Source organism: Desulfobacterales bacterium, assembly GCA_028704555.1.
Lineage (GTDB): Bacteria > Desulfobacterota > Desulfobacteria > Desulfobacterales > JAQWFD01 > JAQWFD01.
Map to the genome: position 1 here is coordinate 1 of JAQWFD010000011.1, position 16,280 is coordinate 16,280.

At 51.2% G+C, this 16,280-nt stretch carries 12 protein-coding genes, 1 tRNA gene and 1 pseudogene; 5 read left to right on the forward strand and 9 right to left on the reverse strand.

Annotated features, from left to right (window positions below):
- From PHQ97_05800 to PHQ97_05810, 3 genes are all read right to left on the reverse strand, one after another.
- Positions 1–1,917: efflux RND transporter permease subunit (locus PHQ97_05800; GenBank protein ID MDD4392248.1), on the reverse strand; the 1,917-nt coding region annotated here is incomplete at its 3' end.
- Positions 1,914–3,212 (reverse strand): efflux RND transporter periplasmic adaptor subunit, encoded by a 1,299-nt coding sequence (locus PHQ97_05805; protein ID MDD4392249.1) that lies wholly within the window; start codon positions 3,210–3,212, stop codon positions 1,914–1,916. The genes PHQ97_05805 and PHQ97_05800, both read right to left, overlap by 4 nt.
- Before the next feature lie 89 nt (positions 3,213–3,301).
- A complete protein-coding gene (locus PHQ97_05810; GenBank protein MDD4392250.1) occupies positions 3,302–4,651 on the reverse strand; it encodes an efflux transporter outer membrane subunit in 1,350 nt (449 codons plus the stop codon).
- A gap of 339 nt (positions 4,652–4,990) precedes the next feature.
- On the opposite strand from PHQ97_05810, the gene PHQ97_05815 reads away from it, so the two are divergent.
- The 4 genes from PHQ97_05815 (at position 4,991) to PHQ97_05830 (ending at position 8,977) form a co-directional block, all read left to right on the forward strand.
- A complete protein-coding gene (locus PHQ97_05815; GenBank protein ID MDD4392251.1) occupies positions 4,991–5,731 on the forward strand; it encodes a response regulator transcription factor in 741 nt (246 codons plus the stop codon).
- The gene (locus PHQ97_05820) at positions 5,728–7,251 is read left to right on the forward strand and encodes a HAMP domain-containing sensor histidine kinase (protein MDD4392252.1); all 1,524 of its coding nucleotides are present in this window, start codon (positions 5,728–5,730) and stop codon (positions 7,249–7,251) included. Before PHQ97_05815 ends, PHQ97_05820 begins: the two co-directional genes overlap by 4 nt.
- A gap of 1,209 nt (positions 7,252–8,460) precedes the next feature.
- Positions 8,461–8,610 carry a hypothetical protein gene (locus tag PHQ97_05825; GenBank protein MDD4392253.1) on the forward strand — a complete coding sequence of 50 codons (150 nt, stop codon included), beginning with the start codon at positions 8,461–8,463 and terminating at the stop codon, positions 8,608–8,610.
- A 217-nt stretch (positions 8,611–8,827) separates the two neighbouring features.
- Positions 8,828–8,977, forward strand: coding sequence for a hypothetical protein (locus PHQ97_05830; protein MDD4392254.1), 150 nt, complete (start codon positions 8,828–8,830; stop codon positions 8,975–8,977).
- A gap of 833 nt (positions 8,978–9,810) precedes the next feature.
- Here the strand turns inward: PHQ97_05830 and PHQ97_05835 are convergent.
- Positions 9,811–10,497 (reverse strand): haloacid dehalogenase type II, encoded by a 687-nt coding sequence (locus PHQ97_05835; protein MDD4392255.1) that lies wholly within the window; start codon positions 10,495–10,497, stop codon positions 9,811–9,813.
- Between the two features lie 452 nt (positions 10,498–10,949).
- Here PHQ97_05835 and PHQ97_05840 point away from each other — a divergent pair.
- Positions 10,950–11,151 (forward strand): annotated as a pseudogene (locus PHQ97_05840) (IS3 family transposase).
- A gap of 752 nt (positions 11,152–11,903) precedes the next feature.
- On the opposite strand, the gene PHQ97_05845 reads toward PHQ97_05840, so the two are convergent.
- The 5 genes from PHQ97_05845 to PHQ97_05865 form a co-directional block, all read right to left on the reverse strand.
- Positions 11,904–11,990, reverse strand: a tRNA-Leu gene (locus PHQ97_05845).
- 38 nt (positions 11,991–12,028) lie between these two features.
- Complete coding sequence (locus PHQ97_05850) at positions 12,029–12,712, reverse strand: L-threonylcarbamoyladenylate synthase (protein ID MDD4392256.1); 684 nt, start codon at positions 12,710–12,712, stop codon at positions 12,029–12,031.
- Positions 12,675–14,447, reverse strand: coding sequence for a phosphoribosylamine--glycine ligase (gene purD / locus PHQ97_05855; GenBank protein MDD4392257.1), 1,773 nt, complete (start codon positions 14,445–14,447; stop codon positions 12,675–12,677). Before purD ends, PHQ97_05850 begins: the two co-directional genes overlap by 38 nt.
- A gap of 149 nt (positions 14,448–14,596) precedes the next feature.
- Positions 14,597–15,553, reverse strand: a complete 957-nt coding sequence (locus PHQ97_05860; GenBank protein ID MDD4392258.1) for a D-alanine--D-alanine ligase — start codon at positions 15,551–15,553, stop codon at positions 14,597–14,599.
- 212 nt (positions 15,554–15,765) lie between these two features.
- The gene (locus PHQ97_05865) at positions 15,766–16,272 is read right to left on the reverse strand and encodes a hypothetical protein (GenBank protein ID MDD4392259.1); all 507 of its coding nucleotides are present in this window, start codon (positions 16,270–16,272) and stop codon (positions 15,766–15,768) included.
- Positions 16,273–16,280 lie beyond the last annotated feature (8 nt).

Here is a 16,280-nt window from a genome sequence, read left to right on the forward strand (position 1 = left end):
GCTGGTGTTCAAAAGGCGGACCCCGGAAACAGTGAGGTAGGCCCTTACTTCCACCTGGTTTTCTTTGATCCTGGAAGACACCCCCTTAAGCAGTCGATCGCCCCCGTTTTCGGTGGCCACCGCTTCCATGGCGTTGGCCAGCCTGTCCTGAACGGCCACGACCTTGCCCATAGGACTTCCCACAGGGAGAACGGCAGTCACCTTGGCCGTATCCGACTCGACCCGTGACATCATGATCAAGCCAATGCGGCCGCTGAGCGCGTAGCTGATCACCACGATCAGCGCTGCCAGACCGAGGGCCACAGTCAGGGTCCGCCAGCGGATGCAAAGATCCAGAAAGGGGCCGTAGGCCCTGTCGATGAAACGGGCCACCTGCCGGGTGAACCCCTGCTGCCAGCGTTGCAGGCGATGGGTCCGCTGACTGGACAAACGGCGCTTGACGTGGGCCAGGTGGCCCGGCAGAATCAGCAGTGATTCGATCCAGGAAATAAGAAAAACAGTAATAACCACCAGGGGAATAACTTTCCAGACCTTTCCCATTTCCCCGGGAATAAAAAAAAGGGGCAGAAAAGCCACCACGTTGGTCAGAATGGAAAAGGCAATGGGCACCGCCACATCCCGGGCCCCGAGAACTGCAGCCTGCGCAAAGCTCATTCCCTGCTGCTGGTACTCGTAGATATTCTCGCCGGCAACGATGGCATCATCCACCACAATCCCCAGTGCAACGATAAAGGCAAACATGGAGATCATGTTGATCGACACCCCCATGGCAGGCAAAAAGAGCAGGCTGCCGAGAAAGGCGGTGGGGATGCCCATGGTGACCCAGAAGGCCAGCCTGAATTCCAGAAAAATCCCGAGCATCACGAGTACCAGCGACAATCCCATGAAGGCGTTTTTCAGCAGCAGTTCCAGACGCTGCTGGTAGACCTCGGATTGATCGCGGCTGATGTGCCACTCGATACCGGCGGGCAGGTCCTGCTCGATTTCACGCATGGTTGTGCGAACCGCCCCGGCAACGCCCATGGGAGTCTGGTCTCCGACCCGGTAAACATCAATACCGATACAGGGATGTCCGTCGTAAGCGGCGGACCGGTCGCTGTCCTCGAAATCTTCACGCACATCTGCGATATCTTCCAGATACACCACGCTGCCGTCGGCAGTGGTAACGATCGGAATCCGGGCAAACTCAACGGCCCAGTCGCGACGGTCTTTCATCCGCAGCAGGATATCCCCGCCGGCCGTATCAACCGAACCGCCGGGAATATCGGTCGATGCGCTATCAATGGTCTGGGCGATCCCGGTCAGGGTCAGACCGTAAGCCCGCAAACGCTCCTGAGGCACTTCAACCAGAATTTCATAGTCCCGAGCCCCGGCCAGCTCGACCTGGGTGATATCCGAATTTTGCAACAACCGGTCACGCACCTGATCAGCCGTCCCGCGCAGTGCCATTTCCGGTACATCACCATAAAGATCGATGGCAAGCACCTCCCGAAGATGAGTGGCAAGGGAGACCTGTGGCTCATCGGCATCTTCGGGAAACGTGGTGATCCGATCGATCTCCTGTTTAATTTCCTGGTAGATTTTCTGCTGGTCACCCCCCTCTTCCAGCTCGGCATTGACCGTTCCGTTGCCCTCGGTAGCAGTGGCGGTCAGTTCTTTGACCCCGTCGATGGCACGGATGGCCTCCTCCACGGCCAGGATGATCCCCTGCTCGACTTCTTCGGGGCTGGCCCCCGAGTAGGCGACGCTGATCGTCACCATGTCCAGGTCAAACTCGGGATAAACTTCCTGTTTGATGCGGGTGGTCATGAACAGTCCGCCCAGCAGCAGGAAAATCATCAGCAGGTTCGGTGTGACCCGGTTATGCACCATCCAGGAGATAGGACCACGGGCTTGCGAAATTCGACTGTCACTCATGACCGGTCCTCCTGTATGTCCGTAAGCCTTGTTGCGGCCCGGCCGGCTGTGTCATCCGCGGTACGCAGGGACATCCCTTCCACAGGCGCGGCCAGGTCGGTGATGACCAGTCGTTCCCCCGGCTCAATGCCACCGGTGATCAATAATCGATCCATTCCCCGAAAGGCGATCTTAACCGGGCGGATCGCAAGGCGCCCTTCGGCATCCATGACCCATACGCTGCTGCCGTTACGGATGAACTCACGCTCGATGGCCGCAGCCAGGGGCACCGCCTGACCCTGAATCTCCACCCGTACGTAAGCGCCGATCAACATGCGGGGCTGGCCCGCACTATCTGCCTGCAGACTCAGGGGATCTTCCACCTGGACCAGCAGTCGCGCCATACGCCCCTGCTCCTCCAGGCCCGCTTCCAGCCGAATCACCCGGCCTTGCCGATAGACCCCGTCGCCCCAGGCAGCCGAGTCATAAATTTTTACCAGCGACCCCGGATCCTTCTCGGTTTGCGGAATGCGGATCCAGCGCAATTGACTCACCGTCACCGATACTTCCACCCAGTAGGCATCGGTGCCGACCAGGGTAGCCAGTACGGTGGATTCGCTAACCCGGGTACCCTGATTTACCTCTCGTGACTGGACCACGGCATTGAACGGGGCCTTGATCTCGGTGCGTGCAAGATTAACCCGGGCCTGATCAAGCTTTGCCCGGGCCGCTTCCAGGGTGGCCCGCAGATTTTCCAACTGTGGCCGGCGCAGCATCAAAGCCCTTTCCTGGTCGCTGACTGTTTCACCCAACAGGTTGTATTCTTTTTGAGCGATAAGCTGATTGCCCTGCTCCAACTGCAGGTCTGACTCGACTTTGGCCACATCGGTGGCAAGTTCCCGCACGGTCAGACGGTAGTCGGTGGGATCGATCTTGAGCAGCATCTCGTCCTTACGAAAATGGCCGCCGGGCACCAGATTACCGTTCAATTCGATGATCTCGCCATTAACCTGCGGCTTCAATTCAACACTGCAGGCGGCGGCAACGGTCCCCATGCCGGAAATAACCGTCTGCTGGGGACCGTAATCCACAGTCCTGATTGACACCAGGGTCGCGTTTCGCGTCCGGGGTCCCGATTTTGCCTGAGGCCCGGTTTCCATCAGCCAGAGGGAGACGGCCACGGATGCGGCGATTACCACCAGCGGCAGCAGACCACGGAAAACAATGTTTTTCCAGCGCCGCTGGCGGCGGCTTTCAGTCCCCGCCCCGGGTATTTTATGATTATTGGGAATTAATATTTCTTGTTCTGACAGCATCTGTTTCACCTTTTGCCTTTTCTCTTTACTCGGACGTTCTTCCGTCAAGTGAACGGGCGTTATTTATCTATAGTTGTATAAGCGTTGGACTAATTCTGTTCCGGCCGCTCCAGCGCCCACCCCGTACCGAGAGCCCGGCACAGATCGATACGATCCTGCACCAGATCCCGTTTGGCGGTCAAAAGGCTCCGCTGAAGGGTCTGCCGGGAGAGCAGCGCATCAAGCACCCGCTGGTACTCCACCGTCCCCTGGAGATATCTGTCCTGCACCCGCTCAATAACCTGACCGGCCAGCGTCAGCTGCTTGTCGATGCTGGCGATGAGATCGCGCCGGCGCTGTTCCTGAACCAGAGCGTCCTCCACCTCTCCCAGAGCATCGAGAATGGTTTGGCCGTAGGTATGCAGCGCTTCGGCGGCGACGGCACGGGTCCGGTCGACCTCGGCCTTGCGCAAGCCCCCATCGATAATCGGGGACACCAGATTGGCGGCCAGCGTTGCCAGCCAGTTGTCAAACAGATCCCGGGTGTGCACACCCGAGGTGTCTACCCCGGCGGTGAGGCTCAGCGTGGGAAAGCGGTCGGCAATGGCCGCAGCCAGGTCGCTGTCAGCCGCCAGAACACTAAAATAAGCGCTGCGGATATCCGGACGGCGTTGTATCAATTCGGAAGGCAGACCCGATTGTGGCATTGGCGGCAGGTTTATCAACGCTGCAACCTGCGGCGCCACTTTCTGCCGGGGCGGATATCCGAGCAGGATTGCCAATTGGTGCTCCAAAACCGTGGCCTGGGCCAGCGCCTGGGCTTTTTCTCCCTGGTTGGCCTCTACCAGTTGCCGCTGTTGCAGCATATCGGCGATGCCGACCTGGCCGGTGTGGAACTGCAACGTCACCAGCTCGAGAACCTTTTCATTGGTAACAATCTGCGCATCCAGCAGTTCCAGTTGCCCGTACTGTTCGACCAACTGATACCAGGTACCGGCTACCTGGGCTGAGAGGGTCAGGGCCGCTGCCCGGAGGTCCTGCGCGTTGGCTTGTGCTTCAAATGCGGCAGCATCGCGACTGGATTGGATCCGTCCCCACAGGTCCAGCTCGTAACTGGCGGCAAGCCCCAGGGAATAGCTGTGGCCTTCATCTGTCTCGCCGTATTCGCGGAAACGGTTTCGCGAGTTCTCGACCTCGACATCGAGCGACGGGAAAAGATCCGCCCCGGCACTGCGCGCCAGGGCCTGGGCCTGACGGAGGCGATCCCAGGCAGTCTTAAGATCGAAGTTATTTATCAACGCTTGATCGATGAGCCCGCTCAGCACCGGATCATCAAAGGATTTCCACCACTTGTCAGACAACGGCGAAGTGCCGGATTCGGAGAACTGTTCCGGAACCGCAACCGGTGTCTTGAGCGAATGAATCACCGGGCTGCAACCCGAGGCCAACGCCACCATCATAACTATCAGCACCACCCGGGCCCACGACCGCCCAATCGACGGCTCAGCGCACCTTAAAGTATTTTCGTTTCTGATTTCCATCCTGCTATTTCTCAAACGAACCCACCCCTGATTTTTCTTTTCTGTTGTCACCATAATATTTTTCGGGCTTGATCATATCTTCGGCCACATTTTCATCCGTATAGCTTCGGATTTAAAATTAAAATAGCCGACGAATGTAAAGAAAGTTTGTGGTTCAGGGACAAAATTGTAAAGAGTTTGTAAAGTGGATTGCCTTGGTGTTATAAATGCTGTAAATAATTGAGATCATTGAGTTGAATAAATAAAGCGGGGATAATCATGACGCATCCGGACACTTTACTGACAAAACTGAAAATATTAATCATTGATGATGACCAAAAGCTGTGTCGGCTTGTGGCAGACTATCTGGAGCCCATGGGCTACGATGTAGAGGCGGCCCACACGGGAGCCCGGGGGCTGGAAATGATCCAGGCCGGTGACTATCAAGCGGTGATTCTCGATGTTATGATGCCCGGTATGGACGGATTTGAGGTTTTAAAACGGTTGCGCAGAGAATCAAACATACCGGTTCTGATGCTCAGTGCGCTGGGTGAAGAAACCGACAGAATCGTAGGCCTTGAGATGGGGGCAGATGATTATCTTCCCAAAACCTTCTCCTCACGTGAACTTTTAGCACGCCTTCGCGCCGTTACCCGCCGCCATACCACATCCGGACATCAGGCTGAGACAGCGCCAGCGGATAAAAGCTTGATATTCGGGGAGCTAAAAATCGACCCTGGCTCCCGAACGGCCCGTTTAGGGACAACCCCACTGAACTTGACGCCGGTTGAATACGATCTGTTGACCAGCCTGGCCAGATCCCCCGGCCGGGTTCTGACCCGGGATCAGCTCCTGGATGCCGTGGCCGGCAGGAGCTACGATGTTTTTGACCGCTCCATCGATGTCCACATCTCCTCGTTGCGACGCAAGCTTGGAGAAGATCCCCGCAAGCCCGGATTCATCCAGACGGTTCGGACCGCCGGATATATGTTCAATTATCCGGGAGATGAGAAATCATGAAACCAGTGTCCTCTTTATTTGCAAAAATTCTGTCCTGGTTCTTTTTAAACCTGATTCTGGTAATCGCGGCCCTATCGTTATTTTTTGCCTTCCAGCCCCAGGTGGATCTGCATGCGATTTTCGGAAAACAGGGCTCCAATCGCCTGCGCACCGCCGGAATGTTGATTTCCCATGATCTGAACCAGACGCTGCCGGCGAACTGGCCGGATATACTTGCCAGGCATTCACAGATCCACCAGGTGGATTTTGCGCTTATTCTTGAAGATGGTTCCCGCTTCTTTTCAAAAGATATGCAGCTGCCTGAAGAAATAACTGCAAGAGTGACGGGCGCTTTGCAACGCTCCCCTCACCCTGGCCGGTTTCCCCCGCCCTCTTTGATCGACGATCCTCCAAGGCATCTGAAACAGCACAAGGTTGATGGTGACGATGAATTTCTAAAAAAAATCACCAAGAAAAATCCACCCTTACGCGCCGTTGAGCTTGATCAAAGGCCCCGTTTGACGATGCGGACAAAGCATCCGACCCGTTACTGGACAGGAATTGGCATTCCGGTGTCACCTGGTCCATTGCGCCATCCTGCCCCGGCACTGCTGTTGGCTGTTTCAGATTCCATAACGGGAAATGGTTTTTTTTTCGACCCCCTTCCCTGGATGATCGTCGCAGGAACGGTGATACTGATTTCGGTTCTGTTTTGGATTCCGATGGTCAAAAACATCACTCGGCCCCTGACCCGCATGACCCGCGCAACCGAAGAAATTGCCAAAGGACGCTTTGATGTGGCTATCCACGAACCCCGGGGCGATGAAATCGGACGTCTGGCAAAAGCGATAAACCACATGACCTCACGGTTGTCCGATTTCGTGAAGGGCCAGAAACGATTTTTAGGCGATGTAGCCCATGAACTGGGCTCTCCCATCGCCCGGATTCAATTCGGCCTCGGTGCACTGGAACAGCGCGTGCAGGGGGATAACCGACAGCGGGTGGTTGAGGTAATGGAGGATGTTGACCACATGTCCAAACTGGTCAACGAGCTGCTCGCCTTTTCGCGGGCAGAAATGAAAACGAGAACGATCCTGCTGGAATCAATCGATCTGCTTCCTGTGGTTCAAGAGGCGGTAAAGCGGGAGAACCTGCCGGAGGTTAAAATCATCGCAAACGTAGATCCCGAAATCCGCGTTGTTGCATCCGCCGAGCTGTTGACCCGGGCACTTGCCAATCTTATAAGAAATGCCGTCAAATATGCCGGAGATGCCGGAGCGATTTATATTTCCGCCGAAAAGAACAAAGATGAGATCGCAATAGAGGTGAGGGACACCGGCCCCGGTGTTGCCGAAGATCTGCTTGATCAACTTTTCGAGCCTTTCTTCCGCCCCGAACCTTCCCGAGATCGGAATTCCGGTGGTGTCGGCCTTGGACTGGCAATCGTGAAAACCTGCGTTGAAACCTGCCAGGGAACGGTCTCTGCCCGCAACCTGAAGCCCAAAGGCTTTGCAGTTACCATCACCTTAAAAACCTTATGAGAAAACCGCAACCATGAGTGCAGATTAAAAATCTTGTCCACAGATTTTCACAGATTTAAAAAAAAAAAATAAATTCCGGTATGTTCCATTTAAGAAAAATCGGGTTTGATCATAACTGCGGTCATATTCTCTTACGTGTAATTTCGAAGTCCCGTCCGTTCCAGGCATCCGACATTGCACAATCCGGGAAAAAGGATGCCAGAGCACCTGATAGATATTAAACGCTGAAAAAGGATAATTATGAAAAAATGGGGGTTGGTCATAAGTGCGGCCACAATGTCACGGGGTCCGTCCCGCCCATTGCCGACTTCTCCAGCACGATCCGGGGGATGCCGGCAATGGGCGGGACTCAGAGACTACGCACAGCAAAATATGGCCGCAGTTATGATCAAGCCCCGTTTTTGCTATCGGACCCGGTATTTTACCGATTCTGGTATCATCGGCTCCCGCGAGTTTGTCTTGCGGCACTACCAGAATTTCAGGCACCTGTTTCAATCGAAAAATGAAAAAAACCAAAACCCGTGAAGGGGCTTTCCGGGATGTATTCCCTCAAGCGGCTTTCAGAAAGTATCGACTAACATCCGGATCAGCAATTGATTCGAAGAAAAAATTTAATGGCACGCGCAAATTTTCAGTTACCGAAGCACTGCTTTATTGCCCGGATGTACGTGATACATCAAATCCCTTGCGGACTTGCTGTACTGATGCGGCGTCTTTTAATCGGATATGCGGTCAGTTTCGGCCATCGGAACAAATGCCATGTGTATATAATTGTTGCGTAACACGACAGGCTCGTGCCAGTTCTGCATAATACTCTTCCCCACCTGATAAGTGAGCCGCTCCGCGCTCCACTTATCGTACGCGGATGCTTCACTCGATACGCAGATCATAGATGGATTGCACAATCAACCTGCTTTTGTAATTTCTTCCTATTGCAGGCTATTTCTCAGCTTAAAAATACACCTAAAAAAACTCAATTTTTGTCTTGACGATGAGTTAACCGAGGTATATAAGCCACAAACTGAATTTTCGATCCTTGTTTTTCTGGATATGACGTTCAGACCCACGAAAAGAGTCGTTCGGTGATGAAATATATGTAAGCAACAATTGCAATATTGAAAAAAATGATTATATTTCCAAAATGTGGGTAAATAAACACTCATTAAAATAAATTTAAACATCAAAACAATCAGGAGCGTAAGACAAGCAATGCGTAAGACAGTAAGACAGACCGCCAACAAGGGGAACAATGCCATCAGTTCAAACGGTAAAAAGACTCCATTTAAAAGCATTCGAAACGGATATTCGGCCATGATCGAATATGTGCTGTATTTAAACGATCGAATGAATAAAGAGTAGCCGTATTAATTTTAAACAAATACTGATTAATATTGAGTTTCAATCCTTGTTTTTCTGGATATGACGTTCAGACCCACGAAAAGAGTCGTTCGGGGTGAATATATGTAAGCAACAATTGCAATATTGAAAAAAATGATTATATTTTCTAAGTATGGGTAAATAAACACTCATTAAAATAAATTTAAACATCAAAACAATCAGGAGCGTAAGACAAGCAATGCGTAAGACAGTAAGACAGACCGCCAACAAGGGGAACAATGCCATCAGTTCAAACGGTAAAAAGACCCCATTTAAAAGCATTCGAAACGGATATTCGGCCATGATCGAATATGTGCTGTATTTAAACGATCGAATGAATAAAGAGTAATCGTATTAATTTTAAATAAATACTGATTAATATTGAGTTTCAATCCTCGTTGTTCTGGATATGACGTTCAGACAATTCAGGGGATGCCGGTTTTAAATGGTATCGTTTAAACCGCAAAAACCCGGCCCTGATATAATATATCAGGGCCGGGTTTTTTTATTTTGAGGTTACTATGGGGTTATTTTCAAAATCGAACTTATTTCAATTTCTTGGGGTTGGTCATAAAAGCGGCCACCCCCTGTGTCAGGAGAGATGTCCCCTAAGCAAATAGTTTCCTTTTAGGGCTTGATCATAACTGCGGCCATATTCTCTTACGTGTAGTTTCGAAGTCCCGGCTGTTGCCGGCGTACGACATGGCGCGATCGGGGGAAAAGATGCCGGGGCCATCAAGCGTTAAGAAGCGCAAACTGTTTGAGGCTTGCCGAGTTTTTGCGCTTCAGCTTCATGGCACCAGCATCCCCCCGTATCGTGCTGGAGAAGCCGGAAACGGCCGGGACGTTCCTCACGACCTTATGGCCGCAGTTATGATCAAGCCCTTTATTGGGCTCGATCATAATTTCGGCCATAGCCCTGAAATGCAACTGCGGAGTCCCGCCCGTTCCCGGCGTACGAAATTGCGCGATCCGGGGAAAAGATGCTGGAACTATGACGCGTTAAGAAGCACAAGCTGTTTGAGGCGCGCCGAGCTTTTGCGCTTCAGCTTCATCGTTCCGGCAGCCCCCGGATCGTGCTGGAGAAGCCGGCAAGGGGCGGGACGCAGCCGGCGATAAAAGCAGCGGGACACTTGCTTCTAACCCAATATCCCAAAACTTCAGATACATTCGGTTTTGATGTCAGACCGGATTGCCTGAGTGGCTTAGAAATTCATAAAGGTCAATTATTCCACCCACAGTGATCGTTGGTTCAATCCCCCACGGGTCAAATATGACTTTGGGGGACCGTTTGACCCACGCTGCGCGCATTCCGGCAGAAATCGCCCCGATAACATCAAAAGGATTACTTGAAATTAACCATGCCTCGGAACCAATTGATTTGGATTGACGCAGAAAATGTGCATAAACACCTGGATTTGGTTTGTAGCTTTTAATATCGTCTGTGCTGACGATGCCTTCAAAATAGCCTTCGATATGAGCATTTTTAAGCAAAATATGAACATCATCTGCGCGACCATTTGAAAATGCGAACATCCGGAATCCAGCAGATTTCAACCTCGACAAGCCTTCTTCAACATCAGAATGAGGTGGCAAAATTTTATAGCCATCCATAAGGCTCTTTTTTTGGTTCAGTGTAATTTTTATTCCAAATAATAGACATGCATAGTCAAGCGCCTGTTCCGTACAGACCGAAAAGTCCTGGTAGTTCTGCATAAGTCCGCGCCTGAATGAGTATTCGAGCTGTTTTTCACGCCAGACCTGCGATAAAGCACTGGCCGGGTCACCAATGATCCTCTCTAAGGCTGTGGCAATCCCTGAGGTGTCTATCATTGTTCCGTATACATCGAATGCAAGAGAAATTGCCATAAATTCATTCCTCCTTTAATATTTACATCACACCCAAAAATTCAGAATTAAATCAAAATTCTACGCCAAAATCAGTCATATCAGCTATGTGCGGATATTGTCGTCCGGAGTCGTGCCATATTTATCGACTCAATGATCAGGCATAGCTTCTCCTTCTGCAGGCATATTTGGATTGAGTTCCCAAGAGCTGTCATTTAAGCTCAGCCATGTCTTGTATTCCCATTTCGGAGAAGGCTTTTCCCAAACATTTGAATCCAATAATACACCAGGGACTAACGACATCTGAGATGATGTCCAGTTTAATTTTATCAGCCATACTAAAACTTTATTATTTCAGTTTGTACGTGCTCTTTGATGCAACGCAGGAGACGGACAGACAAGCGGGTATGTGAGCCTCCGAAAAGGCAAACAAGACTCTGTGGGATTTATTTTTTCCGGGGCCCTTATGCCAGGGGAAACCCGATATATTCAATACCGATCAGGGAACCGGGTTCACCCGTACTGAATTTACGTCTATTTTGGAAAATAATAAGATCGCACTCGGCATGGACGGCAAGGGCCGAGCACTTGACAACGTCATGGTCAAACGTCTCTGGCGAAGCGTCAAATACGAAGAGAGGGGTATATATCAAAGGCTATGAATCAGTCAGGGACACTATGGCCAGTTTAAATCAATATTTAATCGTTTACAACAGCGAACAGATTCATCAGTTTTGGGGAGAGAAAGACTAATGCGAAATTATCATATATATATTTTTTTAGGACTTGATCATAACTGCGGCCATATTTTGCTGTGCATAGCCTCGAAGTCCCGCCCGTTGCCGGCGTACGACATGGCGCGATCCGGGGAAAAGATGTCGGGACCATGAAGCGTTAAGAAGCGCAAACTGTTTGAGGCGTTTTGAGGCGTGCCGAGTTTTTGCGCTTTAGATTCATGGGGCCGGCATCCCCCGGATCGTGCTGGAGAAGCCGGCAAGGGGCGGGACAGACTCCGTGACATAGTGGCCGCAGTTATGATCAAGCCCATATTTTTATTCAAAAGAAGCCGGTGGGTATATGAGCGAAATTTTTGACCTCCATGGCGTTCCGCACTTGGTTATTCACCAGAAGAAGCACTTAAAAAGGTTCAAAATACCAAAAAATTATTGATACAGGCCCCATGGGAAAAAGGCAGGTCAATCCATCCAGTAATTTTCGAAGCAGCTTCTGGCTGATACACAATATTTGGCTGAATCTGTATTGCCCAAGGCACCTCAGCGGACGAAAGAATGCTGCACCGCTGAATTTTCCGTGTGTTCCGTGGTAAAAGATATGACATGAATGCGGTTGTAGTGATGCCAGCTCGGCTCTCGACTGTGTATAACTAAAAAAGGGATTAGCCAGAACGGCTAACCCCTTATATTTGCTGGTGCCGGAGGCGAGACTTGAACTCGCACACCATTGCTGGCGGAGGATTTTGAGTCCTCTGCGTCTACCAATTCCACCACTCCGGCGTTAATTTTTAACCTATAACCAAAATTTCCGGTTGTTGTCAATATAATTGAGTTTGATTTTGGTTTAAAACAACAAAAACATCTCTTTCCGATACGGCACCTTCTCTCAGAACCCGGGGCTCGTGTTCGGTGACATCGATCACGGTAGATCCTTTCCCGCCGGCAAGCGCTCCGGCATCCAGAATCAGGTCCACCCGTTCAGCGATAGACGGGGCCAGCTGCAAAATATCTGAACAGCCCGGCTGGCCGGAAATATTCGCGCTGGTTCCGGTGATGGGGCCTCCGACTGCTTTTACCAGCTCAAAGGCCACCGGATGTCCGGGCATGCGCACCCCGATTCTGCCGGTTCCGGCGGTCAGATTCGCCGGCAGATTTTCTTTAGCCCCGAATACGATGGTAACCGCGCCGGGCCAGAAATAATCCATCAACCGGACGGCAGCTGGCGGCACCTTCTGAACCAGCCGGTCAAGATCGCATCGTTTCTCGATCAGCACCAGTATCGGATTCTGATACGGTCGAAGCTTGATGTTAAAGACCTTATCGACCGCTTCCGGATTTAACGCATCTGCCCCCAGGCCGTACAGCCCGGTGGTCGGGAACACAACGACCCTGCCATCTTTGATCATGGCGGCTGCCTCCCGGATCAGTTCCGGCCGGATCAGCCTGGGATTGACATCTTTCACATTAAATGCAGGTGTTAAGTTTTTTATCTTTTCGTTCAACTTCCGCGGCCATTTCCTGTTTGTAGGCGTCCAGCTGACGCTCAAGCTCGGGATCCGAAAGAGAGAGCATCTGCACGGCCAGAAGCGCTGCATTTCTGGCACCCGGCCTGCCGATGGAAACCGTGGCCACCGGGATTCCCGGGGGCATCTGAACCGTGGACAAAAGCGAATCCATCCCGTTCAGGCATGACGAATCAATGGGAACGCCGATAACCGGCAGCGTCGTCTTTGCCGCCATCACACCGGCAAGATGAGCCGCATGGCCGGCGCCTGCGATAATCACCTTCATACCGCGTTTTCGCGCACCAGAGGCAAACGTCATGGCCTTTTCAGGACTTCTGTGCGCCGAGGCAATTGTCATTGAATAGGGAATTGCGAATCGTTTTAATATTCCCGCAGCCTCTTCCATAATGTCCAGATCCGAGTCACTGCCCATGACGATACCCACCTGCGGGGCTGTTTCAAGGCGCCGCAATGCTTTTTTCCCGATATCATTCCGGTAATGGACATTTTCCCAGCGGATATCGGCTACCGCCTCATAGGCCCGGTCAATCGCCATCGCTATGGTATCGCCCAGGGCGGTCACGCCCAGGACCCGACCGCCGCTGGTTACAATCGAACCATCCTTTGAATCGGTACCTGCATGAAAAACAACAACATCTTTCAACTGCGCGGCCTTATCAAGTCCCGAAATCCGAATCCCTTTCGGATAGGAACCGGGATATCCCTCCGATGCCATGACCACGCACACAGAGGCACGATCATCAATCTCAAGCGTGCACTGATCCAGCCGCTCTTCAATGACGGCTTCCATGACCGGTACCAGATCGGTTTTCATCCGCATCAGCAGGGGTTGTGCCTCCGGATCTCCAAACCGGCCGTTAAATTCCAGGACCTTCAACCGGTCGTTATGGATCATCAAACCGGCATATAGTACGCCCTTATAGGGGCGACCTTCGGCAGCCATGGCCCTCACCGTCGGAATCATCACTTCGTTCATGACGATTTTATGCATGTAGGCATCGACAACCGGTGCCGGAGAATAGGCCCCCATTCCGCCGGTATTGGGGCCCAGATCATCATCAAATGCCGGTTTATGATCCTGAGATGACGGAAGGGCCAAAACGGTTTTCCCATCGGTAAACGCCAGAAACGAGGCTTCTTCACCCATTAAACGTTCTTCGATCACCACTTTGTTACCGGCATCACCAAATGCGTGATGCTTCATGATCTCATTCAGTGCAACAATGGCCTCTTCTTTTGTATCGCAGACGATCACGCCCTTGCCCGCAGCCAGCCCGTCCGCCTTGACCACTACAGGCCAGTCCACCTCGGTTATATAGGCATATGCCTCTTCATAACGCGTAAACGTCCGTCCTTCGGCAGTCGGGATACCATACTTATTCATCAGATTTTTGGCAAAGGATTTGCTGGATTCAATTTCGGCCGCTTTCCGGGAAGCCCCGAAAATTTTCAAGCCGTTTTCTTCGAATATATCCACTATACCCCTTGAAAGCGGTGCTTCCGGGCCCACGATGGTCAAGTCGATACGTTTTTTCCCGGCAAATGCCAACAGACCGTCAATATCATCGGCGCCTATGGGGACGCACTCGGCCAGAGCGGCGATCCCTGCATTTCCGGGGGCGCAGTAAATTTTTGACACCCTGGGGCTTTGAGATATTTTCCAGGCCAGCGCATGTTCCCTGCCACCGCCACCTATAATCAAGATTTTCATGAAATGTCCCTTTCTAAAACCGGCCTTTGAATTCAGTATCGGATTTCAACTGGAATCATTATTTTGATGAATGGCCATTGCCGTCGGTTCCGGCCTTTTCAAATGAGCTCCATCATCAAGCATGTTCCCGAGGCCTGCATGGCAGTCTGTTATCGTTTCAATTGCCGGATGCTTTCGTGCCTTTGAATACCAAGTTCTATCAATTTGTCAAGAAGATCAGCGAACGATATCCCGCCGGCCTGCGCAGCTAACGGAAACAGGCTCGTCTTTGTCATGCCGGGAATGGTATTTGTTTCCAGCACATAGACATCCTCTCCCTTGAGGATCATATCTGTTCGGCTGTATCCGGAACAAAAAAGCGCCTGATGAGCGGCTACGGCATATTGTTTTGTCTTTTCAGCCACCGCATCATCAATCCGGGCCGGACAGATTTCGCTGGTTTCTCCCGCGGTATATTTGGCATGGTAATCAAAAAAATCATGCCCCTGCTTCGGAACAATTTCAATAACCGGAAGCGCTTCTACAGCGTCATTACCGATAACCCCGCATGTCAGTTCAATGCCCTCGATAAAAGATTCAAGCAGTATCAGTTCATCATATTCAAAGGCCTTTTCCACTGCCTGAACAATATCATCGACGGCTCTGGCAATTGACATACCGATACTGGACCCGTTGCTGGCCGGCTTTACGACCACGGGAAGCCCCAGTTGCTTTATGACGGCTTCAGGCTCAACCCTGTCACCGCGATTAAAGGCGATAAAAGAGGGAACCGGCAGTCCTGCCTTCTCATACAGCTGCTTTGAGACAAGCTTATTCATTGCCGTCGCACTTCCCAGAACACCGCTGCCCTGATACGGAATGTTCAGAAGATCAAGCAGGCCCTGGATTCTCCCGTCCTCGCCAAATTCACCGTGCAATATGATCAGCGCGACATCGATACGCGCCGCTTCATCAACCAGTCGCTTGAGGTCGCATTCGGGATCATACCGCCGCACATCATATTTTTCTTTATCCAACGCCTCGCAGACCTGATCCCCGCTTTTTAATGATACTTCCCGTTCAGAAGATATCCCCCCGGAAAGAAGCGCAACCGTTCGTTTTCTCATAATAACCTTCTCGGTGTCCGTTAAAATAATCTTAATCCATATTGTGGTATGGGCCCAATGCCGATATACGAATTACCCACCCGCTGCATTCGCCCGGATGTCAGGACTTGCTCCATATAAAAACGGTGTGGATGATTCAATCAGATAATGACAAGAATGGCAATACCCTTACAGGTATTGGCCGTCAGCAGCTCATATCGGAACGAAGATGTTTATGCAATCGTTTCATCGGAATGTAAAATTTTATTTTTCGCCTTATTAAACTCCTCGATCGTGATGAAATTTTTCTCAAGCATTCGCCCGAGCTCCGTGAGTTGGCGGATGCGCATTGTTTCAGGATCTTCCAATTGCATAACAGATCTCGCCTGTCCTCTATCCAGCGTCGGCATATCATCACGCGGCTGACCGATTCTGCAGGATGCCAGACCACCCAGAAAACTGACTTCAACATTTCGGTTACTGAATACAGGTGAATTCAGTGTTTCACGAATTGCTTTCCCCTCGGATTTTAACCGTCTGAAAAAATAATAGATAACACCCAGAACGATGGCAATCCCCCCCAGAAGAACCCAGATCATGTAATTGACAATCCCACGGAAGAAAAGAACGAGCAATCCTACGATCATGATGAGAACCAGATGCAACAGAATAATGAAATAGGCCGTCAATACACTTTTAACAACTCCGTTGCCTTCTTTTTGTTTCTTCGATTTTACCATGATATACA